Origin of the sequence: Rufibacter tibetensis (assembly GCF_001310085.1) — a bacterium.
Classification (GTDB): Bacteria; Bacteroidota; Bacteroidia; order Cytophagales; family Hymenobacteraceae; genus Nibribacter; species Nibribacter tibetensis.
Window position 1 is genome coordinate 2739397 of the sequence record NZ_CP012643.1, and the last position, 25593, is coordinate 2764989.

21 protein-coding genes are annotated in these 25593 nt (G+C 45.9%); 13 read left to right on the top strand and 8 right to left on the bottom strand.

What is annotated here, in order from left to right; all coding sequences use genetic code 11:
• Nucleotides 1-47 precede the first annotated feature (47 nt).
• On the bottom strand, nt 48-1058 hold the full coding sequence (locus DC20_RS11050) for a DHH family phosphoesterase (RefSeq protein WP_062545923.1): 1011 nt from the start codon (nt 1056-1058) through the stop codon (nt 48-50).
• A gap of 193 nt (nt 1059-1251) precedes the next feature.
• Between DC20_RS11050 and DC20_RS11055 the strand changes: the two genes are divergently transcribed.
• Both DC20_RS11055 and DC20_RS22675 read left to right on the top strand, forming a co-directional pair.
• Nucleotides 1252-1671, top strand: a complete 420-nt coding sequence (locus DC20_RS11055) for a nucleoside-diphosphate kinase (protein WP_062543880.1) — start codon at nt 1252-1254, stop codon at nt 1669-1671.
• A 136-nt stretch (nt 1672-1807) separates the two neighbouring features.
• Nucleotides 1808-2962 (top strand): energy transducer TonB, encoded by a 1155-nt coding sequence (locus DC20_RS22675; RefSeq protein ID WP_083470307.1) that lies wholly within the window; start codon nt 1808-1810, stop codon nt 2960-2962.
• Nucleotides 2963-3161: 199 nt separating this feature from the next.
• Here DC20_RS22675 and DC20_RS11065 read toward each other — a convergent pair whose 3' ends face one another.
• The gene (locus DC20_RS11065) at nt 3162-3665 is read right to left on the bottom strand and encodes a cell division FtsX domain-containing protein (protein ID WP_157593132.1); all 504 of its coding nucleotides are present in this window, start codon (nt 3663-3665) and stop codon (nt 3162-3164) included.
• A gap of 245 nt (nt 3666-3910) precedes the next feature.
• Here DC20_RS11065 and DC20_RS22855 point away from each other — a divergent pair, with 245 nt between their 5' ends.
• From DC20_RS22855 to DC20_RS11080, 4 genes are all read left to right on the top strand, one after another.
• A complete protein-coding gene (locus tag DC20_RS22855) occupies nt 3911-4060 on the top strand; it encodes a hypothetical protein (protein ID WP_157593133.1) in 150 nt (49 codons plus the stop codon).
• 109 nt (nt 4061-4169) lie between these two features.
• Nucleotides 4170-5297: an energy transducer TonB gene (locus tag DC20_RS11070; RefSeq protein WP_062543883.1), complete on the top strand. Its 1128-nt coding sequence runs from the start codon at nt 4170-4172 to the stop codon at nt 5295-5297.
• 63 nt (nt 5298-5360) lie between these two features.
• Nucleotides 5361-6338, top strand: coding sequence for a hypothetical protein (locus DC20_RS11075; protein ID WP_157593134.1), 978 nt, complete (start codon nt 5361-5363; stop codon nt 6336-6338).
• Between the two features lie 93 nt (nt 6339-6431).
• The gene (locus DC20_RS11080) at nt 6432-7376 is read left to right on the top strand and encodes a DUF1684 domain-containing protein (protein WP_062543885.1); all 945 of its coding nucleotides are present in this window, start codon (nt 6432-6434) and stop codon (nt 7374-7376) included.
• A 96-nt stretch (nt 7377-7472) separates the two neighbouring features.
• Here DC20_RS11080 and DC20_RS11085 read toward each other — a convergent pair whose 3' ends face one another.
• A complete protein-coding gene (locus tag DC20_RS11085) occupies nt 7473-8564 on the bottom strand; it encodes a lysylphosphatidylglycerol synthase transmembrane domain-containing protein (RefSeq protein ID WP_062543886.1) in 1092 nt (363 codons plus the stop codon).
• On the bottom strand, nt 8548-9324 hold the full coding sequence (locus DC20_RS11090; protein ID WP_062543887.1) for a segregation and condensation protein A: 777 nt from the start codon (nt 9322-9324) through the stop codon (nt 8548-8550). The genes DC20_RS11085 and DC20_RS11090 overlap by 17 nt, the downstream gene beginning before the upstream one ends.
• Nucleotides 9325-9723: 399 nt before the next feature.
• Between DC20_RS11090 and dxs the strand changes: the two genes are divergently transcribed.
• From dxs to DC20_RS11115, 5 genes are all read left to right on the top strand, one after another.
• Nucleotides 9724-11640, top strand: a complete 1917-nt coding sequence (dxs, locus tag DC20_RS11095) for a 1-deoxy-D-xylulose-5-phosphate synthase (protein ID WP_062543888.1) — start codon at nt 9724-9726, stop codon at nt 11638-11640.
• Between the two features lie 103 nt (nt 11641-11743).
• Nucleotides 11744-12349 carry a hypothetical protein gene (locus tag DC20_RS11100; protein WP_062543889.1) on the top strand — a complete coding sequence of 202 codons (606 nt, stop codon included), beginning with the start codon at nt 11744-11746 and terminating at the stop codon, nt 12347-12349.
• 249 nt (nt 12350-12598) lie between these two features.
• The gene (locus DC20_RS11105) at nt 12599-12883 is read left to right on the top strand and encodes a hypothetical protein (protein WP_062543890.1); all 285 of its coding nucleotides are present in this window, start codon (nt 12599-12601) and stop codon (nt 12881-12883) included.
• A gap of 72 nt (nt 12884-12955) precedes the next feature.
• Entirely contained in the window at nt 12956-13771 is an 816-nt protein-coding gene (locus DC20_RS11110; protein WP_062543891.1) for an alpha/beta fold hydrolase, read from the top strand.
• A gap of 205 nt (nt 13772-13976) precedes the next feature.
• Complete coding sequence (locus DC20_RS11115) at nt 13977-16913, top strand: WD40/YVTN/BNR-like repeat-containing protein (RefSeq protein ID WP_062543892.1); 2937 nt, start codon at nt 13977-13979, stop codon at nt 16911-16913.
• 120 nt (nt 16914-17033) lie between these two features.
• Here DC20_RS11115 and DC20_RS11120 read toward each other — a convergent pair whose 3' ends face one another.
• Nucleotides 17034-17477, bottom strand: a complete 444-nt coding sequence (locus DC20_RS11120; protein ID WP_062543893.1) for a response regulator — start codon at nt 17475-17477, stop codon at nt 17034-17036.
• Nucleotides 17478-17779: 302 nt separating this feature from the next.
• On the opposite strand from DC20_RS11120, the gene DC20_RS11125 reads away from it, so the two are divergent.
• Nucleotides 17780-18832: a hypothetical protein gene (locus DC20_RS11125; RefSeq protein ID WP_157593135.1), complete on the top strand. Its 1053-nt coding sequence runs from the start codon at nt 17780-17782 to the stop codon at nt 18830-18832.
• Nucleotides 18833-19103: 271 nt separating this feature from the next.
• On the opposite strand, the gene DC20_RS11130 is transcribed toward DC20_RS11125, so the two are convergent.
• The gene (locus DC20_RS11130; RefSeq protein WP_083470308.1) at nt 19104-20618 is read right to left on the bottom strand and encodes a SusD/RagB family nutrient-binding outer membrane lipoprotein; all 1515 of its coding nucleotides are present in this window, start codon (nt 20616-20618) and stop codon (nt 19104-19106) included.
• 11 nt (nt 20619-20629) lie between these two features.
• Nucleotides 20630-23737, bottom strand: coding sequence for a SusC/RagA family TonB-linked outer membrane protein (locus DC20_RS11135; protein WP_071885441.1), 3108 nt, complete (start codon nt 23735-23737; stop codon nt 20630-20632).
• A 391-nt stretch (nt 23738-24128) separates the two neighbouring features.
• Here DC20_RS11135 and DC20_RS11140 point away from each other — a divergent pair, with 391 nt between their 5' ends.
• On the top strand, nt 24129-24476 hold the full coding sequence (locus tag DC20_RS11140) for a DUF6970 domain-containing protein (RefSeq protein WP_062543897.1): 348 nt from the start codon (nt 24129-24131) through the stop codon (nt 24474-24476).
• Between the two features lie 73 nt (nt 24477-24549).
• On the opposite strand, the gene DC20_RS11145 is transcribed toward DC20_RS11140, so the two are convergent.
• Nucleotides 24550-25539, bottom strand: a complete 990-nt coding sequence (locus DC20_RS11145) for an aspartate-semialdehyde dehydrogenase (protein ID WP_062543898.1) — start codon at nt 25537-25539, stop codon at nt 24550-24552.
• Between the last annotated feature and the right edge of the window lie 54 nt (nt 25540-25593).

Below are 25593 nucleotides of genomic sequence, written 5' to 3' on the forward strand. Positions count from 1 at the left end.
GATTTTTTTAACATTGTTTTTAGGTTATGAAAGCGTCTTTTAAGGGTTTAGTTTACTAGTTGTTCTGTATACTGCGGTAATAGACTCACAAATTTATCTACTGTTTCGTTCAGCGGTAAATAGGAGATCCCACCCGCGGCGTTTTTGTGGCCGCCTCCGTTGAAGTGCGCGCGTGCAAACTCATTTACTGAGATGTCTCCCACAGAGCGGAAAGATATCTTTACGGCCTCTGTGCGGTCAATGAACAGGGCCGCAAACCGTACTCCTTCAATAGAAAGGGCAAAGTTTACCAAGCCTTCAGTATCACCGGTCTGGGAGTTGTAAGCTTTCAATTCCTCAGCAGTGACCGCAATAAAGGCGGTGTTGTATTCCCGCACTACCATGAGCTTGTCTTTAAGCACGTACCCTAAGAACCTCAGGCGCGACTCAGAGTAGCTGTCATAGATGTTGCGGTGTACCTTGCAGATGTCAATGCCGTTGTGGAGCAGGTCTGCAATGATCATGTGCACGTTGCGCGTAGTGCTTGAATGACGGAAAGAACCCGTATCAGTCATGATGCCAGCGTACAGACATTCACCAATCTCCACATCTACCAACGCTTCATCTCCTAGTTCCCGTATCACCTCATACACGATTTCCGCTGTGGCAGCGGCGTTAGTGTCTGAGAACATGATATCTGCGAAGTGCTCGGGCTGAAGGTGGTGGTCAATGAGTACTTTGGTACCGGTAGCCTGCTGGATGTAATTCCCCAGTTCATTGATCCGGCTAAGGGCACTGAAGTCTAAGCAAAAAATGGCATCGGCTTCTTTTATGATTTGCTGGGCCTGGGCATCGGTTTTATGGCTGTATACCAACACCTCTTCATTGCCACTCATCCAGTTAAGGAAAGAGGGGTAGTCTGATGGGGTGATTACCTGAACCTGGTGCCCTTTTTTCTTAAGGTAGCCAGCCAATCCTAGTGAAGATCCCAAAGCGTCCGCATCCGGTTTATGGTGCGTGGTGATCATGATCTTCTTAGGAGACTGTAAAAGCTCCTTTAGCTCGTTGATTTGCTGCATTGTATACTCACAGTCCGCTTGAAAAAATAGCGGATACAAGCTGCAAAATTCTGAAGAATAAAAGTACAAACCAAATAAAATCAATGAACTACCTACCGGTTCGGTATTTTTGCCGTACAAAATGGGTTTTGGGCCAAAGTATGTTAATTTTGCCCGCGAAAAATCTAATTAACTCCCTAACGAAAGAGAAAAAATGGCTGGAAACGTAACGTTCACCATGATCAAACCAGATGCCGTACAGGATAACCACATTGGCGGTATCACCAAAATGATGGAAGAAGCTGGCTTTAGAGTAGTGGCCATGAAAAAGACCCGTCTTACTGAAGAGCGTGCCGGTCAGTTCTACGAGGTACACAAAGAGCGTCCTTTCTACGGCGACCTGGTAAAATACATGAGCTCAGGACCCATTGTGGCCATGATCCTGGAGAAAGAAAACGCGGTTCTTGATTTCCGTACCTTGATTGGTGCCACTAACCCAGCCCAGGCTGAGGAGGGAACCATCAGAAAGATCTACGCGAAGTCTGTAGAAGCCAACGCTGTGCACGGTTCTGACTCTGATGAGAATGCCCAAATTGAAGGTGAATTCTTCTTTGGCGCTGATGAGCGTTTCTAAGCTCTTTTAGAGAAAACATAGAAAAAACGCCTGACTGCAAAGTCAGGCGTTTTTTTGTGGGGTGTTTTTTGAGAATTGCTTATTTTAATATTAGTAATTAGTTAATTTAGAGTGGGTTATACTAAATGCGTCAACTATGAAGCTAACTTTACCTTTGTTCTATTTCATGCTCCTGTTCAGTGTGTTTCTGCTAGGGGCAAGCAATCTTTCCGTTCGAAAAAATCCAAGGCATGTGGTGCCTTTTACGATTTTTTATGATGAAGATTCTAAAGTTACGACCAAAGAGAAAGCTTTTATAATTCGAAATGCTTTTATGGATTCTGTGAAGAATTCATTTGTAGGTCTGGTAAAGGATGATTTTGTGGACGGTAGTACCGCAATGCGTGTCTCTTATAAAATATCTGGAAAGGATGGTGCTTTTAAACAGTTCTATCCTAATAAACAACTGGAAAGCCAAGGGCAATACTTTGCAGATAATCCAAGTGGAGTGTGGAAGTATTATTATCCAGATGGCAAATTAGAGCAGGTGATAGAGTTTTTGCCTAATCGCAAGTTTAGTGTAAAACAGTACTTTGATGAAAATGGGAATCAATTGTTAAAAGATGGAACCGGAGATTGGAACACAACAGTGGTTACAAGATGGGGTATTTATATAAATATCATAAATATCAAAAGCCAATGGAAGGATGGGGTGAAGCATGGAAGATGGGAAGTATCAAGAACAAAGAATGTAAAATACTTGGTTGAGTATTTTGATAAGGGTGAGTTTAGAAGAGGAGAGTCTTATGATGTAACCGGGAAGACAATAGAAGGAGAGTATAACACCCAGAGAGCAGAATCCTTCCCCTTCTTTAATTTGGCTGAATACAGAGAAAAAATGGATGTAAGCCAAGCATTGGGAACAAAAGCAAGAGCTTTAAAATACATTTTGCGAAAAGAACATTTAATATTGCAGGACAACTCCGGCATTATTTATACAGAGAAAGACAGCTTGGATAAGAGGCCTGAGTTTCCGGGAGGTCATAGGGCAATGTTAAAGTTTTTAGGAGATAAATTTAGAGTTCCAGAAGACGCTAAAAAGGTTGGGATTAATGGTGAGTTAGTTCTAGGCTTTGTCGTAAGACCCGATGGAACAACTAAAGACATAGAAGTAGTAAAGTCATTATACCCAAGTATTGATGCGGAAGGAATGAGAGTGGTTGCCAACATGCCTCTTTGGAACCCAGGTATTTTAAAAGGTAAGCCTGTGAATGTTAGATGTACTGTGCCCTATAGAATTGTAATTCGGTAATAACCATTGTATTATAGCTAAAGAATGCTTTTCTAAAGAGCCGTTTCTCTGTTGTTAACTCATGGCTATTGCTTCTTAAACTCAAATGTTAATCTCATTCAACCATAAAAAACGCCTGGCTGCAAAGTCAGGCGTTTTTTTGTGAGCTGTTTTTCAGCTTCTGTTTACGGGCAGATGGCTTCACTGCAAATTGGAAAGCTTACTTTTTATTTATAATTCCTGAGGGTTGATATCTGGCGCTGTCAGGCTGTCCACCAGATTTGTCAAAGGCCATCATGAGAATGTAGCTAGTCATCGCGCCCACAGCAGTGCCCAAGATAACCACAGAGCCCATCACCATCAAGAGCGGCAACCGGAAACCAAAGTAATCTTGGTTTTGAAGCACGCCGGCATAGCCAGGATTGATGAAAATAGCATGAACAAGGATAAAGCCTGCGTATAGCGCTGCGCCTAATAAACCCACTATAAACCCAATGGCCAGCCCAGGCAAGTAAGGAGGCTCCCTATGCAGAGCATCATAGTGCTTTCTAAGGGTGTTGATAGCCAGTATGACGGCTATGAAAATGAAGATGTTGCTGCCGAAGCGAATAACATCACTGTTTTGTAACCCCAATAGGTTGATGGTCAAGTAGTAGATGATCATCGCAATGGCGGAGAAGATGGCGTACTTAATGCCAATGCTTTGGGGTGAAATTGTTGCCATAGATTCCATTCTTAAAGTTGGAGTTTGCAAATACCGAGAGGAGTGAGCGAATGCTTTTTCTGAGAGCGAAAAAGTACGATGGGTCTTACTAAATACGTAAAGAGGTGTGTTTTGTCTACTGTGCTTATTAAAAGCAGGCCTTTACGGAAGCATGTCTTGGTAACCAGCATCTAAGCTGTAATGTTTAGCCTAGAAGTATTATCACTGGTACTTTTTCATTTCTGTAGAAACTAACTTATCTTATCTTGAAATCAGAAAAATCTTTTAAGTCTGATTTCCAGAAACGGGCTGTAAACACGTTCCTGACTTTCTGCTTTACCAGAGAGCATAAAACTGGAACGGCCTTGCTGCTTCTGCAGGCTTTCGGCTCTAAAAACCAAAGGGTGGAAGGGTAGTGGTTTAAGCCCGTTTTTGCCAAACTATACTCAAAGCCAATATACTTTCTATCAGAAATTAAATAATAAACTTGTTATTCAATCTGTAATCCATATAACCTTCCCCCGCATGCAAACTCGTCTTATCTGTTTTTTACTGGTCATAGCTGGTGTGCTTCAAAAGCATAAGGCTACCGCGCAGGTGGTGCCGGTCACCATTTTCTATGACCAAAACCTTATGATCACCATCAAGCAGAAGGCTGCCCTTACTCGGGTGGCCTCTTTAGATACCGTAGCATACGTGTTCAGAGGTGCCGTTACGGATTATCTTTCAGACGGGCAGTTGTACCAGCAGTTTACCTATGCTGAAGCTGGTAAAGAAGGCCCGTTTCAAGCGCTGCATCCAGAGAAGAAAGTAGCCAGAGAAGGAGCTTTCAAAGAAAATCAGCCGGTTGGAATATGGAAGTTCTATTATCCAGACGGCAAGCCGCTGCAAACCGTGGAGTTTTTGCCTGACCAGGAGTACCGGGTTTTGGAGTACTACAACTTTCTGGGGCAGCAGTTAATCAAAGACGGCACGGGCAATTTGGAAACCACCAGCAGAGTAAGAGTAGGTTATGCTTACATGAACCTGCTGCTGGAAGGACAGTGGAAAGATGGCAAGAAAACAGGCCAATGGCAATTTCTGCAGGCCGATGGGAAAAAGGTTCTGGTTAGAGAGTATGAGAATGGAGTGGTTAGGAAAAGAAAACTGTATCATCCGCAGAACGGCGGTTTGATTGACTCAAAAGTGAATCAAGACGGTGAATCATGGCCTTTCCTGATGACGCTAAGAGAGATGGAAAAGCTGAACTTTGATAAGGCTGTGTTCGGGAGTAAAGAAGGGATCCTTCAATATATTCTTAAAAAAGAGCATCTGCTCTCTATTGATTCATTAAGACTAGCAGGTAGCCTGGACTCTGGCAGTAAACCAGAATTCCCGGGCGGGGAAGCGGCCATGTTCCGTTTTCTAGGTTCCCATTTCAGAATACCTGTAAACGACATGCGAAACAAGATAAATGGCACCGTGCGCGTTTCATTTGTAGTAGGAGAAGATGGCTCAGTGTCAGATCCTTTGATCGTTGAATCCCTTTCAAGAGGAGTAGACGCAGAAGCACTAAGGGTTGTCCGGCTTATGCCCAAATGGAAACCTGCTGTCATCAACGGAAAGCCAGTGGCCTACACGTATACAATCCCCTACACCATAAGAATGAAGTGAGCTATGGTACAAAAAGAAATGACCCATCTGTTTAGGAAGTCTTTTAGAAATAATCCTCTGTTTTTGGCCGTACTCACACTGGCTCTGCAGGTGTTCTGTTTTGGGCAGGCAGGAGCAGATACGATTCAGGTAAGTAATGACCCAGGGAAAACAGAGAAGGTCAAAGTAGTACGCACCTTCTCCAGTGAGGCAGGTTTGAAGAAAATGCGTCCTTTCACTTTGACTAAAGAACTTTATTTTGATACGTTATCGCGGGTGCAAAAAGAGGTGGGCTACATGTATTCAGAATCTATTTTCGGGGTGGACTCCTCTGTTGTCGTGCAAGAGTATACTTATGCCGGAGGCAGTAATACTGTCTCCTTCCTGAAGAAAACTAGTTTACACATCGTGAACAAGGAGCGCTATAAGAACGAGGTAGGGTATGAATTTGATCAGCATGGTGCGGTACGTAAAACGCTGGTTTACCAACCTGATGGAACCATGAAAGTGATGGGTGGCGACTCAGAAGACCAACAGCAGGAGGCATCATCTGCTGGCCAGCCACTAAAACATGATGCCTATGCCAATTACCCAGCCCCTTTAGAAGATACTCCGGGTCCTATGCCAAGAAACGCCCGGTCAGCTTGGCTGTCCCCTAGTCGGCCCAAGCGAACACCGCCCGTACCACAACCCCTTCCTGATGCACCGGTGAAAACCCTCGTCAAGCGGGAAGAATTGGCAAATGGGTACGTGATCAGGGAGGAAACAACCTCTGGTAAGTTGGTGGCAGAGCAAAGGGTGCTTCTGAATGACCAAAAGCTGGTATCACACATCATTTCCTCAGTAAGTGGAGCCAAACAACCCAAAACCATCTCCATCGAAAACTTTGTTTATAACAATAATGGAAAGGAGATAGAGCGAACAATCAGGGGGGAAGATGGAAAATTGGTGACCAAGTATTCGCACGCGTATGATGCCCAAGGGCATTTAGTTAAAAGCGTGGAAAGCGACAAAAAAGGTAAAGTCAAAAAGGTCATGCAGTTTGAATACGAGTTTCACTAGAGGGTGCCGTCCACCATTTCGGGCCTAATTTAGAAGAATAAGCTCTAAACAAGCCTTCAGAAATTTATACCTTTGGTAGAATCTCTGATCCTTATGAAAACGTTTTTCCTGTTCCTTCTGCTCTCTTTACCATTTCTAACGGTAGCGCAACAAATAACGCCCACGCAGTACAAAGAAGAGATCGCCAGGCACCGAACTCATGAAGACAGCGTGTTCAAGTTTGATGAGCATTCGCCCCTGTCGGCAGAAGCAAAAACTCACTTCAAAGGGCTAGACTACTTCCCGGTGGAGGAAGCGTACCGGGTAAAGGCGAAATTTGAGCGCACCGCGCAGGAAGCTATTTTCAGAATGTCCCGTACTCCTGAATATGTGAAGTACGGTGAGTTGCGTTTCAAGCTACAAGGCCAGCCCCTCAAGCTAAGCGTGTACCAAAACCAGGAACTCATGAAGCAACCCCAATACATGAGCTACCTGTTCATTCCTTTCACCGACGCTACCACTGGTCGAGAAACCTATGAAACTGGGCGTTATCTTGACTTCACCATTCCTATGGGAAAGGACAGCATTTGGCTAGACTTCAACAAAGCCTACAATCCATCCTGCGCCTACGGCGATGGATATTCATGTCCAATTCCCCCAAAGGAAAACAAGCTGCCGGTTAGGGTAGAGGCAGGGGTGAAAAGCTACAGGAAAGAGGGAAAGCAAGATGATACTACTGCTGTTAAGCCAATTGAAATTTTGCCTGAGTTTCCTGGCGGCCAGAAGGCGATGTTTGCTTTTATGACTAGAAAATTCAAGCCTTCTAAAGCTGTCTGGAAAGCTAGAATCAACGGAAAAGAAATAGTTTCTTTTATAGTGGAAAAGGACGGAACAGTTAGCAATGTAGAAAGCGTAGAATCACTACATCTTGACATCTTTGCAGAAGTAGCTCGTGTTGTTGGTACTATGCCCAAATGGAAGCCGGGTACACAAAATGGAGTGCCTGTGCCAGTGAAGTACACCATTCCCTTCAAAATCATTATTGGTAAGCAAAATTAAGTTTTATAGGCAGGTAAATTTCAGCAACAGCAAAGGGCCGACATGTTTGTATGTCGGCCCTTTGCTGTTTGGTTTCTCTTTCTTAGAGTTTCGGCTTTAATCTCTTTTCTCGGAAACAGGCGCTAAACTCAAGCTCTCTTCTTCTTCGGGGTGCTCACCAAATACGCGTAATACCCAGCGCGGCAGGAAGTAAGAACCCAGGATCAGGTACAGATAATACGTTACTACTCGGTAAAGCAAAATAATAACGGTAGTAAAACGGCCCAGGAACTGCCCGAAGAAGGTAGGAAAAGCTACCTCGGCAATACCGGCACCTCCTGGAGTTACCGCTACCAACAGTACAATCTTGTACACCATGTTGCGTGAGAAGATAAGCACGTGGTCATGGAAGCTGATGTCAGTAAAGGCGGCAATGAGGCAGTTGATGACAAAATAACGGGCGGTCCAGACGAAGGCGGTGCTAAGTGCGGCATTGGCCCAGTAGCCAAAAGTGCTGCCTTTCAACTGCTGCGAAGCCCATACCAATTCGTTCCCGTTTTTATAGGCACTCGCTCTCCAGCGGCGGGTAAGTTTGTAAGATGTAGCCCTCAGGAAAATACGCTTTACCGCCACAGGGTTGATTAGGAGGCCATACGCCATTAAGAAGGCGTAGAATGCAATGAGCAGGTAACTGATGCCAAAAGCAATCTCCAAGCTTTGCGTTACTGAGAATTCCATAGCAGACACCTCCGGGAAAATATTGCCAGCAGTTAGCAGGAAAACGAGCGGCACGGCAATGATAAAGTATAGATTGTCCATCATGGCAGTGACCATCACGTAAGCCAAAGACTTGCCCAAACTCAGGCCTTCTTTGTTCAGGATAAAGGCTGCCACTGTAGAGCCACCCACCACGGAGGGCATGACGCAGGAGGCGAACTCCCACAGCATGATTACTTCCACGCTCTTGCGCCAGTTCAGGTATTTCTCTGTCACGTACCTGATGCGGTAAATGTATCCCAGGTCACGCACCAGCAGCACCACAAACGTCATGATGATCCAGAAAGGCTTGGCATTGTAGAGCGGTGAAAGGTCCATCTCCGCGCTGTCCCGGTAGAACATGTACCCGATAGCCGCCAATCCAATCACTACCGGAATTAGGATACGCTGCGGCGTGAAGTAGGAGAGGAGTTTCTTACGATTCAGATCCATTGTCAGTAATAGTGAGGTGCTGGTTTTCAGTATAAGGCACAATACGGAAATTATTGAACCCATCGCCAATTTCCAACCCAATTTCATTAAGTTGCAACAGGTCTAAGATAGCCAGAAAGTTGAAGATTAATCCAATTTTGTCAGGAAAAGCTTCAAGCAAGTCGGTGAATTGTACTATGCCTTGTGCGCTAACCCTATTCTTGATGTAGGTGCGTTGCTGATCTATGGTGTAAGGGTAGGTGACCACCGTGTGCTTGGGGCGATTCTGCTCTTCCTCGTACCGCTGCATGGCCTTATGGAAAGACTGCATGAGATGGTAGAGGTTCAGGTCTTTGAGCTCGTACTCCAATTGGTGTTTAGCGGCAATTTTGCTCAGTTCTTCGTCAATGTTGCCGCGGTTCTCCTGCTGCAGACGTACATCTTCCAGCAAACTGAGGTCGCCCAATACTTCTTTGTAGCGCTTATATTCCAACAGGTGCTGTACCAGTTCCTGGCGCGGATCAATCTCATTACCCTCCTCGTCTTTCTCAAAACGGGGCAGCAACATCTTGGCCTTGATCCGCATGAGCGTGGCCGCGGTGAGAATAAACTCGCTGGCTATCTCCATGTTCATAGTTTCCAGCTGCCGGATATAACCCACAAAATCATTGGTGATCTTGTAGATAGGAATATCATGGATGTCCAGCTCGTCGCGTTCAATGAAGAAAAGCAGGAGGTCAAACGGGCCCTCAAAGAGCGACAGCTTTATTTCGAAACTCACGTGTGGCAGTACGGGGTTGGTTTAAAATTCAAAATTACACATAAGTAATGCCATCCGCCAACGTTTACTCCCGAAGAACCTCTTTTAAAGGTGATTTCCAGAAATTACCTTTAAAAAGGTGAATACATTCTGAGTAGTTGGAAGTTAGATGAAATTAGGAAGGGATATGGGTTTGCCTGCCGTATAAATACGGAATATTTATAGCACATCTATAGAATGCCTGAAATTGTGGATATTTCAAGAAAATCCTATAGGAATGTGGTAGCTGGTAAAGACAAAAAGAGCCGGTACAAAGAAAATTTCCTTAATTTTACCTTTTGACTTTATGCGCCTACGTATATAGTCAAAACTTTATAATACAGACGCTGTTGCATTTATATTCACCCCACGTGCATTCCTATGATAATTGAACCCGGAGAACTGCTGGCCAAAATTGATTCGCCAGCTGATTTGCGCCAACTGTCTGAAGATCAGTTGTTGCAGGTATGCCAGGAATTGCGGCAATTTATCATTGACAATGTATCTATTTACGGGGGGCACTTCGGGGCGAGCTTAGGGGTGGTAGAGATGACCGTAGCCCTGCACTACGTGTTCAATACGCCTTATGACCAACTGGTGTGGGACGTGGGGCACCAGGCCTACGGACATAAAATCCTGACCGGCCGCAGAGATGTGTTTCATACCAACCGCAAACTCAACGGCATTTCTGGTTTTCCTAAAAGAAAAGAAAGCGAGTGCGATGCCTTTGGCGTAGGCCACTCCAGTACGTCTATTTCGGCGGCGTTGGGTATGGCCATGGCCTCACAATACAAAAAGGAATTTGACCGCCATCATATTGCTGTGATAGGCGATGGCTCCATGACTGCGGGCATGGCTTTTGAGGCTTTGAACCACGCTGGTGCCACTGATGCCGATCTTTTGGTGGTGCTCAATGACAACTGCATGAGCATTGACCCCAACGTGGGCGCACTCAAAGAATATTTAACTGATATCACCACTTCCCGCACCTACAACAAAGTGCGTGATGAGATCTGGAACATTCTGGGTAAGATCAGCAAGTTTGGTCCTAATGCCCAGCAAATAGCTTCAAAAGTAGAAAGCGGCATCAAGGCTACCCTGCTGAAACAAAGCAATCTGTTTGAAAGCCTGAAGTTCCGGTACTTTGGTCCTATTGACGGCCATGATGTGAATCATCTGGCATTGGTCCTGAATGACCTAAAAAAGATACCGGGCCCTAAAATCCTGCACTGTGTGACGGTGAAAGGCAAAGGGTTTGCCCTGGCAGAAAAAGAACAAACCAAGTGGCACGCGCCTGGCTTGTTTGACAAAGTCACTGGCGAGATCTACAAAGTACACCATACCACACCGCAGCCACCTAAGTACCAGGATGTATTTGGACATACGTTGCTGGAGATGGCTGAGCAGAACCCGAAAATCATGGGAGTAACTCCGGCCATGCCGAGCGGTTCTTCCATGAACATCATGATGGCTGCCATGCCAGATAGAGCGTTGGATGTGGGAATTGCGGAGCAACATGCCGTGACCTTCTCGGCCGGTTTGGCTACCCAAGGCTTGGTGCCATTCTGTAATATCTATTCCAGTTTCATGCAGCGTGGCTATGACCAGGTGGTGCATGATGTCTGCCTGCAGAACCTACACGTGGTCTTCACGCTTGACCGCGCTGGTTTTGCCGGGGCAGATGGCCAGACGCACCACGGTTCTTATGACATTGCTTATATGCGCTGTCTGCCTAACATGGTAGTGTCTTCGCCGATGAACGAGCAAGAACTACGGAACCTGATGTTCACCGCCAGTCAGGAAGGCATGGGGCCTTTCACCATCCGGTACCCGCGTGGAGAAGGCGTGATGCCAGAGTGGCGTACTCCATTGGAAGCGATAGAAGTAGGCAAAGGCCGCGTTATTCAGGAAGGCGAAGAAGTAGCAATCCTGACCATCGGGCACATAGGAAACTACGCGGTGGAGGTTTGCCAAAACCTGAAGCTAGATGGTTTGCGCCCTGGTCACTATGATATGCGTTTTGCCAAACCTTTGGATGAGAAAATGCTGCACCATATCTTCCAGAAATACGACAAAGTGCTTACTGTAGAAGATGGCTGTCTGCAAGGCGGTTTTGGAAGTGCGGTATTAGAGTTCATGGCTGACCATGGCTATACTGCGCAAGTAAAACGCCTTGGCATTCCAGATATGATTGTGGAACACGGTTCTCAGATGGAACTACACCGCCTCTGCGGCTTCGACCCTGCAGGAATTGAGCTTGCTGTACGCGAATTGATGGATGTGACGGTACGGGTGTAAATACTACTTGTTTCAAATAAATAGAAAGCCCTCTTTGGTACTCCCCAAAGAGGGCTTTCTATTTATATACAAATTGCTATCTTTCCTGTAGATCTATCTACCCATGAAAAAATTTGTTTATGTTCCTCTTTGGCTTTGCCTGTTTTCGTGCGAGCCTAACGCGGTGCAGAAAGTTTCTATAACCGCGCAGGAAAACGCAGCCAAGGCATTGGTTGTTGAGGCAAGTACACCCATGACTATCACTTCTGCGAATAATGTTGATAGCAGTCAGGTGGAGCCAAAAAGTAAGTTGGTTGAAGTAGGTGATGAATACGAAGAATACGCTACTTACTACGTCACCATTGCAGATACTGGGAGGGCCTATTATCCACTGCGGGAAAAGATGCTGGCCTTATCCAAAGCCTTACCTCTGCCAATTGATACCATGGGACGTTATTATGATGCCAAGAAGGCCTTGATTGTTCTGCCAGAAGATAACGAAGATGAAATGTTTGCCGGAGATTACTTTCCTAGAAGAAATCCCGATGCACACCTAAGCCTAGAATACCTTGATTTGTACCAGAAGAAGGCTGGTGAGAAAACCATTGCTTTGGTGTCAGGAATCTATGAAAAGAAAGCAAGTGCAGATTCTGCCCTGCGTATTCTGAAGAACTCTGCAAGTAACGCCTTTATGGTGAAAACAGAGATGTACATTGGTTGTATTCACTAAAACAACGTCGTTTTTGCCATCTTTTAATGAAACAGGCCAAAAGTACGGCACGGCTCGGTAAGGCATGGAAGTAACCTTCACGCCATAGGGGCATCAGCAAACTACATTTTTCTTCTAAGATTAGCTTCAAAGGAGATAAAACACAGGAGGCTCTTTCGCTTTACACCCAAAGATAAAACCACCTTATCTGATCATCGGGAAGCTACTACCAAACAATTACCTATCTTCCTTCCAAAGAACATCCTTTTCATGCCAGCACCTGTCCTAACCATAAAAGATAAAATCAAAATCTTTATTAAATCCTTCTTACTGGTGCTGGTAATTTATGTGGTGATAGACCTGTATGTGCCCATTAAAATGATGATTGCAGGGCATGATTTTGCTTTTTCAGAACTGGTGAGTCATCTGCAGTTGCACAAGAAAGCTCCATTTATAGTCTTAATCACCTGGCTCATGTCCATAAGCAGCTTCAAGAAAAAGACCAAAGCACTGGCTGAAAAGCAAACTGAAAGCCAACAAAAGGCAGCACTTTAATTAATCGATGAAAGGCACCATGGCTGCATTGGTCTTTCTTTTCGTAAAACAGGTCAAAATTACTCTTGCATTATGACTAATAATTTGCTTTCATATACCGAGGCCGGTTCCGGCCCCGCCATCGTTTTTCTGCACGGGTTCTGTGAAAGCAAAGAACTCTGGACAGATTTCACTAAGCCACTTCAACACCAATTCCGGATTATCACAGTAGACTTACCCGGCCATGGAGAGAGCCCCATGACGCATGACTTCTCCATGGAAAACCAAGCCCGGCAGGTGCAGGAAACCTTGACTTCGTTGGAAGTGGAGAAATGCCTGTTGGTAGGGCATTCTATGGGCGGTTACGTAGGGTTAGCTATAGCCGAGCAGTTCCCTGAGTTGCTGTATGGCCTGTGCCTGTTCCATTCCAGTGCCCTGCCAGACACCGAAGAGAAAAAAGAATACCGAGATAAGACGGTTGATTTTGTGCGGAAACACGGAATAGACAAGTTCATGGACACGTTTGTGGCGCCTCTGTTCGCTGAAAGCAACCGGGTTTCCTGTGCAGACGCCATTGAGAAGATGCAGGCCATCGGCAAAGCCACGCCTCAGGAAACTGTTTTGGGCTGTCTGCAGGCCATGCGTGACCGGGTTGACAGAACCGAAGTATTGAAAACTACTTCCACGCCGGTTTTCTTCATAGCAGGCAAAGAAGACCCGGCAGTGCCTTTAGAAGCTACCCTGCAACAGTGCTCTTTGCCTGAGAACAGCATGACGTATTTCCTGGGCCATGTGGGCCATATGGGCATGTTTGAAAATACCGCCCTTACCCGGCAGGCACTTCTGAAATTCGCGGAGACGCTGTACCCCGCCGATGCGCAACGGTACCGGGCAGCCAATTCTTTCTAAGCTATAAGAGCTGCTTTTTTTTGCCATTTAGGGGCTGTTTTTCAGAAAGCACCCTTCAAACGGCACTTCCATTTTTGGACTGTGGGTCTATTAGGCCAGGGCAGAAACAAAAGCTAATGCTTGTTTCGTTAACTCCCGTTTTTCCTCTATTTTCAGACTTTAAAACCTACGCAAACTGCAAACAAAACTACTTTCTCAGCTCTTTATGCTACGCAAACCCTTATACCCACTCATGCTGATGGGGCTTTTGAGCCTTCCGGCGGTGGCCCAGAAAAACAAAGAAAAACAACCTGCTGCCACCCCCGCTAAAGTTCGGTTACAAGGGTACGAGCAACGGCTGCAACTGCAGAAGAACTCAATTGTAAGCAATCTGCCGTTCCGTAACGTGGGGCCGACGGTGATGAGTGGTCGCGTGGTAGACGTGGACGTAAACCCGGCGGACCCCACTAATTTTTACGTGGCCTACGCTTCCGGCGGATTGTGGCATACCACCAACAACGGTATCTCCTTTGAGCCGCTTTTTAGCAATGAAACCGTGATCACCATTGGAGACATCAGCGTAGACTGGAAAACCAACACCATCTGGCTAGGAACCGGAGAGGCCAACTCCAGCCGCTCTTCCTACTCGGGCGTGGGTATCTACAAAAGCACCGATGGCGGCAAAACCTGGCAGTACAAAGGCTTACCGGAGTCGCACCACATTGGCCGCATCATGCAGCACCCCACAGACCCCAACACGGCCTGGGTTGCAGTGCTGGGCCACTTGTATTCTCCAAACCCGGAGCGCGGCGTCTACAAAACCACCGATGGCGGTACCACTTGGAAGCACGTCCTGAAGGGCGGCGATGATAACACCGGAGCCGTGGATCTGGTGGTAGACCCCTCTAACCCCAATACGTTGTACGCCAGCATGTGGCACCGTGAGCGCCGGGCCTGGAACTTCGTGGAAGGCGGCAGCACCTCGGGTGTGTTCAAGAGCACCGATGGCGGCAATACCTGGCAACGCATCACGGGCGGCAACAGCGGCTTTCCGGCCACCGAAGGGATTGGCCGTATTGGCTTGAGCATTTTTCCGCAGAGCCCCAACATCATATATGCCAGCGTAGATAACCAGGACCTCCGCAAAGATGTGAAACCTGCCGTGGCTACAGGTAACAAACTGCGCAAAGAGCAATTCAAAGACTTCACCAAGGAAGATCTTTTGAAAATGGACGATGCGGCGCTTAACACATTCCTGGAGGAAAATAATTTCCCACGCCAGTACACGGCCAAAAGCGTGAAGGAGATGGTGAGTTCCGAAAAAATCAGGCCGGTGGCCTTATCAGATTTCCTGGTAGATGCCAACTCCATGATGATTGAAACTCCGGTGACCGGTGCCCAGGTGTACCGCTCAGATGACGCCGGAAAAACCTGGAAGAAAACCCACGAGGGCTACATAGATGACCTGTATTATACCTACGGCTATTATTTCGGGGTAATCCGGGTGTCACCGTTGAACGCGAACCATGTGTACATTTTGGGCGTTCCGTTGCTCAAATCTGAAGATGCCGGTAAAACCTGGAAGGAGATTGGAGGTGATAACGTGCACTCAGACCACCAAGATTTGTGGGTAAGCCCTACGCGTCCCGGTCACCTGGTAAACGGCAACGATGGCGGGATCAACATCACCTATGACGATGGCAAATCCTGGTTCAAGGCGAATACCCCGGCGGTAGGGCAGTTCTACTCTGTAACGGTTGACATGGCGCAGCCTTACAACGTGTACGGCGGCTTACAGGACAACGGCGTCTGGGGCGGTCCCAGCACCTACCAGGCTAGTTCCGGGTGGACCGACAATGGTCGTTACCCGTACCAACGCCTAGGCGGTGGTGATGGCATGATGGTGCAGGTAGACTACCGCGACAACAACACCGTGTACACCGGCTCACAATACGGCGCCTATTACCGCCTGAACAAAGCCACTGGGCAGCGTTTGTCTATTCAGCCTAAGCACCAGTTAGGGGAGCGCCCATTGCGCTTCAACTGGGAAAGCCCAATTCTTTTGTCGCGCCATAACCAGGATGTGCTGTATTTCGGGTCAAACAAGTTCCACCGCTCGTTAAACAAAGGTGAGAACATGGAAGCCCTATCTGGTGATTTGACCAAAGGTGGCCGCAAAGGCGATGTAGGCTACGGCACCCTCACTACCATTGAAGAATCACCTAAGAGATTTGGCTTGCTCTACACCGGCTCAGACGATGGCCTCATTCACATAAGCCGTGACGGAGGCTACACTTGGACCAAAATTTCAGATAAGCTTCCGCAAGACATGTGGATCAGTAGCTTGGCTGCTTCAGCGGAGAACGAAGGCACCGTGTATGCTACTTTGAATGGCTACCGTTGGGATGATTTCACGCCTTACCTGTTTGTGTCACAAGACTACGGCAAGAGCTGGAAGCAAATCGGCAAAGATTTGCCAAAAGAGCCGCTAAACGTGGTGAAGGAAGATCCTAAGAACCCGAACCTGCTGTACGTGGGTTCAGACAATGGCCTTTACGTGTCACTAGACAAAGGCCAGACGTTCCAGGCATTTGGTGGGGATGTGCTGCCGTCGGTAGCGGTGCATGACTTGGCCATTCACCCGCGCGAGAATGATCTGGTGGTAGGTACGCACGGCAGATCCCTGTACATCGCTAATGTAACGCATCTGCAGCAACTAACACCAGCCGTTCAGCAGAAAGGAATTCATGCCTTCCAGATTGTTGCGCCGCAATATTCAGAGCGGTGGGGACAGAAGTTTGGCGCTTGGAATGAGCCTGTGACTCCAACATTAACCGTTCCTTATTATGTGAATGCCGCTGGTACCACTACGGTGCGCGTGAAAACCGACAAAGGGCAAGTGCTAAAGGAGCTGAAAGACCAAAGCGAGCGCGGCCTGAACTACGTGGCCTATGACCTCACGTTAGAGTCTGCCAATATAGCTGCCTATGAGCTAGCCCTGAACCAGGGCCGTACAGGAGGCGATCCGGTAAAGGTGACTCCTTCAGCAAATGAGCGGTTGTACCTGCGTCCGGGGAAATATATGGTAGAGATTGAAACCAACGGAAACAAAACCTCGCAGGAGTTTACGTTGAAAGCCCCTGAGCGCCGCGGCAGAGAATAAGCTGGCATTATCCTAAAGAAGAAAAGCTTCCGCTTTTGACCTGTTTTCTGAGAAACGGGTTAAAAGCGGAAGCTTTGTTTTTGGGCTAATTTAAATCAGGCGCTTTATCTCACCAGAAAACTATAAATCATCTAGCATATTGGTGGGGCTTCCTTCAGATGTCCCGAAATGTTCTTTGATCAGGTGAAGGGCATCAGCTTGGGTAAGCGGTTTTGACAAGTGGCCGTCCACGTCTGGAAATTCTTTGAGCCTGTGCAGGTCATAGAAGCTGGCCGAAGAAGACAACGCAAAAAGCTTCTTCGCTTTCCGCTCCGGGGCCAGGTGCTGGTAGCGTTCTAGGAAGTCAAAGCCGTCCATTACTGACATTTTTATGTCCACCAGAATCAGATCTAAAGGAAACTCAGCTTGCAGGTGTTCTGGGCCGCTGAGGTAGGACAAGGCTGCCTGGCCATCGGTTACTACATCAATCTGCTGCGCAATCTCGGCTTTGTTGAGCACGCGCTTGTTCATGTAATTTGTGATGTCGTCGTCGTCAATTAACAGGATACGGTTAATCTTTTCCATGGAAGGAGCACTTTGTTTCTTGTAAAGGTACTGTATACGCAGAAAAGGATGCCAAGTAAGCAAGAATTAATCCCTTGGTAAAAGCAAAACAAACTTATGCGAAGTTTTGATGCTTTTTTTAGAAAAGTGGCTCTGTTTCATCTATAAACAATCATCTTCCTGTAACCTTGGCAGTAAACCAGCCGTGTGAAAAGGGAAAACTAAGTTGAGCGCATTTTCTCTGTGGAGAAGCAAATGAAAACCCCTATCTTCCTGACGTTAAAGAGGAAATCCGCACTTTTGATTAATCCAGTTAGTACCACATGAATTTTAAAATGATCAGGAAAGGCACCACTCTACCGTTGTTGTGTGCCTTTGGTTTGCTTTCCGCCTGTACCTCTGAGGGCACGCGTAATGAAACAAACGGCGCTCAAGCCGCAGTAGCTACCACCAGCAGTGATACACCCGCCACGGCAGACACCACCCAAAAGGTTGCCGCCACTCCAGCTCCAGCCGATAGCACTGCAGGTGACTCTGTTGCCGCCGCTCCCGCGGAGGCTCCAATAAAAGATGAGGCTGCCGATAACCCAGGGGCTATTCTGCCGCACAAGCGGATTGTGGCCTATTATGGAAATCCGCTTTCAAAACGGATGGGTATTTTAGGAGAAATTGCCCCTGACAAGATGCTGGCCCGCTTAGATGGCGAAGTAAAAGCCTGGCAAGCCGCTGACCCCAGTACTCCGGTGCAACCGGCACTTCACCTTGTATTTGTGACCGCCCAGGGAGCCCCTGGGAAAAGCGGTACCTACCGTATGCGCATGAGTGATCACCTGGCCGATACCGTTATTGCCTGGGCTGCCAAAAGAAACGCTATCGTGTTCCTTGACATTCAGATAGGGCGCAGTACCGTAGAAGCAGAGTTGCCTCGCCTGGAACAATGGCTGAAATTGCCGCAGGTCCACCTGGGCATTGACCCGGAGTTTGCCATGAAGAACGGCGCCATTCCTGGTAAAAAAATAGGTACTTTGGATGCCAGTGAAATCAATTACGCTACCAATTTCCTGAATGATATAGCCGTGAAGTATAACCTGCCGCCTAAGATTCTGGTGATACACCGCTTCACCCAGCGCATGGTGACTAACTACAAAAATATCAAGCTTAGGCCTAACGTGCAGTTTGTAATGCACATGGACGGTTGGGGTGATAGAGTTCTGAAAAAGAGTACGTATTTGGCTTATATCAAAAAAGAGCCTGTGCAGTATACCGGTTTCAAAATCTTCTATTACAATGACACCAAGAAGCCCGGCTCTAAATTGTACACGCCTAAAGAAGTGCTGGCGCTTAACCCAAAGCCAATGTACATTCAGTATCAATAGGCTGATTTACTTATAATGATAGTAGCCTTTCTTTTGAAAAGTGAGGCAAAACAAGAGAGGCACCTGTGGGGTGCCTCTCTTGTTTTGTTCAGGTTATCTTATTGGGCTCATCTGAGAATAAACAGAGCTAAAGATTCTAAAGGAAGAATGACCAGCTAAGCCAAGCTATGCTAGAGAAAGAGCAAAGCAGAGTATTTCCTTTTCACCTCTTACCATAAAACAAAAAGCCTTTCCATTTTGGAAAGGCTTTTTGTTTTATGGTAAGAGTACCTTATTGTCTGGTATCCCAGAACACACGCACTTTCATATCTGGCTTCTGAGTTATATTCGGGTTAGAGTTTGTCTCTGCCTCTGGATAGTACAGAGATCTTGGAATATAATCAACATTAGCCAAAGGAGTAGGCACTGGGCTGATATTTGGGAAACCAGTTCTTCTCCAATCATTCCAAGGCTCAAGTGCCACACCATAGTTGGCTACATATTTCTCCTGAATGATACGCTGTAATGGGTTAGTTGCGGTTAATAATGGATTAGCTAAGATATAAGCATCTGCAGCAGCAGAAACTCCAGCATCAGCCATTGAGGCCCTTATACCTGCCTCATAGAAAGGTACGGCCGCCGCAACACCTGCACCAAAACGCAAGGCATGCTCTGCTCTTATAAAGTTATACTCAGCAAATGTAAGCATACGAATAGGAGCTGCACCTGTATAGGCGGCATTGTTAGCAGCATTTGCAACAATAGCTCCAGCATCTGCACCTGACGCAACAGGAGTAAGAGGTGTTTTTAAGTTGCCACGAAGGTATGTATGCATTCTAGAGTACCTGATAGATTGGTCATCACCGGCTTTTGCACCTACATAATTAGCAGTTGCAGTATTGGTAGTGTATGGGAATGGCGTAAAGTAAGTGGCTCTACGTGGATCATTTCTTGAGTTCATCAGATCCACTAAAAACTTATTCGGGAAAAAAGTGCTAGGTCTGCTAATCTCAAATTGGTGAATTGAGTTTTGAGATGATTGCGCATCTACAAACGACATTTGGAAATTATCACTGTTTGAAGCCATGAATGGGCCACCGCTAGCAATCAAAGCATCCATTTGCGCTTTAGCGAAAGCTGGCTCTTTTTCACTATACTTCAAAAACAACCTGAGCTTTAAAGTATTAGCAAATTTTTCCCACTTTGTCCTGTCACCACCATAGATGGTTTCATTGTTGCCTGGCGATAAAACAGAAGAAGTTTGCTTAAGATCAGCAATGCCCGCATTCAGCATTTTAATTAGCTCGGGGTAGATAGTAGCATCATCATCTAGCTTGGGTGCCACATTTGCAGTTCCTTTAAGTGCTTCAGAGAAAGGAACGTCTCCCCATACATCCACAATTTGTGAATAGGTGTAAGCCTTCAATATCCTGGCTATGCCCGTATAATGCGGACTTTGTGCACTGTTATTTATGATATACTCCAAATCTGGCAGCGCATCGGCATAAAAAGAATTATAAAGGTTATTTAAATCAGATGGCTGAATCAAATAGCGCTCATACTCTCTAGTTTGCGTGCCCAGTGAATTTTGCCCGGAAAACTGCTGCATAATCAAGGAAGTGAAGCGGTGTAAATCACTTCCATTCCTAAATCCTGTGTTCACCGTAGCATTGGTCATTACCTGCGCAATTGGTGCTTCAGTTGGGCTGTTTGGGTTTTGGTTTACATCCAAAAACTCATCACAGGAACTAAAAGCCAGCATGAATACAGACAATAGTCCAGCTGTTATATATTTTAATTTCTTCATCTTATCAGTAATTAAAGGGTAACTCTTAAAAACGCCCCGTAAGATCTGGTTTGAGGCAAACCATTAAATTCAAATCCTTGTGCATTACTTACCCCAAGGGTATTGCTTTCTGGGTCTAAGTGTGGGAAATTAGGAGCATATAAGAAAAGGTTTCTACCATTCATACCTAGCTCTACTCTGCCAAAAGGAGTCTTTTCCAATAATCCTGAAGGTAAGGTATAGCTTATAGAAGCTTCTCTTACACGTACCCATGAAGCATCAAACACATAAGTCTCACCTGTTCCAAAACCAAACAAGGTGCCCCAGTATTGCTGAGCAGTAACAGGTATGGTGTTCACAGAACCGTCAGCTAGTCTTCCTGAAATGATGTAAGGTTTAGCTACGCTTCCATCAGAGTTAAATCTATCGAATTCGGCAGTCTCTTTTGCTACACCACTTCTTCTCAAATCACCAATGTTACGTGAGAACACATCACCACCTTTTCTAAGGTCAACTAGAAAACTTAAGTTAATGCCTTTGTAAGAAAAGTTGTTGGTTATACCTCCGGTCCAGTCTGGGTTTGTATCGCCAATTTTAGCAGAAACAGGATCAAGGGAAGGCAGACCGTTAGTACCTATCAGGTATTCACCTGTTTCAGTACGACGGAAAACTGAACCATACATAACACCATAAGGCTGGCCTGCTTCTAACCTGATATTAGGGGTAACGAATCCTGCCAGGATAATATTTGGTACGCCTTCAGCAAGCTCAAGTACCTCTGATCTGTTTCTGTTGAAGTTGAAGTTAATATCCCAAGAAAAGTCTGGGGTTTTAACTGGCGCTACGTTCAGCATGAACTCGATACCCTTATTTCTAAGTGAACCAGCGTTTTTAGTTTGTGTAGTAAATCCGGAAGAAGAGGGGATCGGAACGGCAAAGATTAAGTCCTCTGAATTAGTTTCATAATAGTTAAGTTCAAAACCTAACCGGTTTTTGAAGAACTGCATTTCTAAACCAACTTCTTTAGACGTGGTAAACTCTGGTCTAAGGCCTGGGTCAACTGTCGCATTACTTAATGTTCTACCGCCTAAACCGCCGTAAGGGAAAACGATAGAAGGGCCAAAGCCATCAGCAGCACCGGCATTTACAAAATAAGTGCTAAGTGAGTAGGGAAGGGCTTCTTTACCTACTTTGGCATAGTTAGCCTTTACTTTGGCAAACTCTACTACATCATTTTTCAATACAGGGAATGCTTCTGTAAGAACAAAGCTTAGAGCCGCAGATGGGTAGAAATAAGAGTTTTCTGCTTCACTAAAGGTAGAAGAGAAGTCATTTCTGCCAGTCACGTTTAGTGTTATAAAATCTTTGTAACCTAAAGTAACATCAGCAAAAAAACCAACCAATCTTCTCCTTGATCTTGTATTTAATCCAGTTTGCACAGAAGCGTTAGAGATGTTTCTCAGGTTTCTTATACCCAATGTTTTACCAATTGTATTTACATCATTGGTGCTGTTGGAGATAATTTCGTTACCCAAATTAAAGCTCAGGTCAAAATCTGGTGTAATTTCTTTACGGCCTGATAAAATGAAGTTGGAGTTGATGTTGGTGTTGGTGAAGCTCCTGTCATAGATGCCACCAGTACCACCAGCTCCCACGTTAGCGGCACCACGAGCTCCTATTTGGTCATATCCCTGTTCAATCTGGTTGTAGGTGTCTACACCTAATCTGTAGTTTGCATCTAACCAAGAGGTAAGTTTGTAGCTTAAGTTTACGTTTCCAATGATACGATTAATCTCATCATCATAGGTGTTATTGTAGATTGTCCAGTAGGGATTATCCGTTTGGTCAAAATAGATCTGGTTTCCGGCAGCATCTTCGTAAGGGAAGCCTTGCAGGTTGATGTTGCGAGGTATAAACCAGCCTCTGAAGAAAGGATTAGATAATTGGTTACCCTGTTGTGTACGCTTAGACTCTGAGTTGATATATTGCGCATTTACACCAGCAGTTAATTTTGACGTAATATCAGCAGAGCCGTTGAAAGTAAAGTTGTGTCTGTTAAGTCTGTTATTTGGCAAGACACCACTTTCTGCAGTATTTCCATAAGATAGCCTGAAGCTAGAAGTTTCTCCACCACCGCTTAAAGCAACAGTATTTTGAAAATTGCTGCCTTTTTCAAATATGTCTGTGATGTTGTTAGGATAAGCAGTTAGTTGTTCTTGTTCGCCTCTGAAGTTTGTGACAGTTTGGCCCATAATTCTTGGGCCCCAAGACAGGTTACTAGATGCGTTAAATGCTCCCAGAGAACCTTGGGCATACTCATTCTGGTAGTCGGGAGTGCGGTTAACCTCTACTAAGTTATAAGAAGAGTTTACCTCTACACTGGTTTTCTGGCCGGTTTTTCCCTTTTTAGTGGTAATGATTACTGCACCAGAAGCTGCACGAGAGCCGTAAAGAGCGGCGGCGGCTGGTCCTTTCAGGATGTTGATAGACTCAATATCATCTTGGTTTAGGTCAATTGCCCGGTTAGAGGCGCCTACGCCATTTTGCAAAGCGTTTCCACCGCCACCATTGTCAATAGGAACTCCGTCAATCACGAAAAGCGGCTGGTTGCTACCTGTAAAGGTAGTGTTTCCCCTAATAAAGATACCAGATCCTGAGCCTACCATGCCGCTGGAACTTGATACACGCACACCGGCTACTTTACCTTGCAGGGCATTCACCACGTTGGTTGGTCTACCAACAGTTAACTCTTCTGCATTTACTGTTCCTACAGAGTAACCCAGGTCTTTTTTATCGCGCTGGATACCCATGGCAGTCACTACCACTTCGTTTAACTGTCTTGCATCTGTTGCCAGGCGCACGTTAATAGTAGATTGGCTGCCAACAGCTACTTCTTGGTTAGAGTACCCAACAAAGGAAAAGACCAGAGTTGCTCCTGTTGAAGGTACAGTGATGGAGTACGCTCCGTTTACATCTGTTGGTGTAGCAATAGTGGTTCCTTTGAGCTGAACAGTTACGCCGGGCATTGTCTCGCCAGAGGCAGCATCTGTCACTCGTCCTGTCACAGTCCGTTCCTGCGCCCACACTTGCCCGGCAAGTGTCAGCATCAGCACGAAGCTGAATAGTAGTGATTTCATCATGTGGTTGTTTGGTTAGGTTTGGTAAAATTTCTGTGCCTAAATATATATGTAAAAAAATGCCTTACAAGCGTTTGACTTTCTAGGGTTTGTAAGGGTTTATGGCTTCGTAACTTGCTTTTATTTGAAGATGATAGAATTTGCAGAAGAAAATTAACATTTCGTTAACAGTTTGGGAGTGCTGTCTAATGATTTTGAAAAAAGCTTAGAAACAGTTGTGGAAAAAAATATTCTGAAGAAGTAAAAGAATAAATTTCATAACCGTCTTGACCAACCTGGGTTACATGCATCAGTTAAGGGCATGCCGGAGGAGGAGGTAGAGAAAAAGACAAATTTCAGGTATGCATGCAACCTTAGTAATGATTGGAGTATCTTCTAATCAAAGCCCGTTGTTATGAGATCTTTGTATGCTTTCTGTTTGCTTTGTTTAATTGCCTTTACTTCCTGTGAAGAGGAGCAAGTGTATAAGACCTGTGTAGTGGAGAACCCTGTTCAAGAGCTAGAATGGCTGCGGGTGAAGGTTAGTGAATTGCAGAAGTCAGAGTACTGCCAGTTTGTGCAGACGGGAAACTTCAAGGGGCGGACAGTCTTTGTGGTGGGAAACTGTGATCCGCTCATCAACTCCATCAATTCAGTGTATGACTGTGACGGCAACCTGCTTTGTTACGGAGGTGATGAAACCTGCCCTAATTTTCAACAGGAAGTGAAAGACGTGAAACTGGTTTGGACTAACGGGAAATAACGAACGCACCATAAACAAGAAAGGGCACCTCTGTAGAGGTGCCCTTTCTTGTTTATGGTGCGTTTTAGAAAAACTAAACCAATTTGTTTGCTACCAGGTACTCGGCAATTTGCACAGCGTTAGTGGCGGCTCCTTTTCTGAGGTTGTCAGCCACTACCCACATGTTCAGGGTTTTTTCCTGGGTTTCGTCTATTCTGATGCGGCCAACCAAAACCTCATCCTTCCCGTGGGCATCCATAGGCATAGGGTATTTCAGGTTGGCGGTGTCATCCACTACTATTACACCCGGGGTTTCCTGCAACAAACGGTATACTTCTTCTAAGGTGAAGTCATTTTCAAACTCCACGTTCAAAGACTCTGAGTGACCACCCATTACCGGAATACGAACCGTAGTGGCAGTAACTCTTATGTTATTGTCGCCCATGATCTTCTTGGTCTCGTTCACCATTTTCATCTCTTCCTTGGTGTAACCGTTGACTTCAAACACATCAATGTGCGGAATCACGTTCAGGTCAATGGGGTAGGCATATGCTTTTTCGCCTTCTTTGCCCGCACGCTCGTTCATTAACTGGTCAACCGCTTTCTTGCCGGTACCGGTTACCGACTGGTAGGTGCTTACCACAATGCGTTTCACCTTTAAAGCCTTGTGCAGATTGTTCAGCGCCACTACCATCTGGATGGTGGAGCAGTTAGGGTTAGCAATGATCTTATCTTCAGGGGTAAGTTCAGAGGCGTTGATTTCCGGAACTACCAGTTTCTTGGAAGGATCCATGCGCCAGGCTGAAGAATTATCTACTACCGTAGTACCGGCTTCGGCAAACTTAGGAGCCATCTCCTTGCTCACGCTTCCGCCCGCTGAGAAGATCGCGATCTCGGGTTTTCGGGCAATAGCCTCCTCCATCCCGATCACGGTGTATTCCTTGCCTTGGAAATTCATCTTCTGGCCCACTGATTTTTCAGAGGCTACTAACAGCAATTCGTCCACTGGGAAGTTACGCTCCGCCAGGACCTTCAGCATTTCGCCACCCACTAGGCCGGTGGCGCCTACTACAGCTACTTTCATGTAAAGGTGTATAAATGGTTTTCAAGTATGGTTGCCGAAGAAGAACGGGTGGGT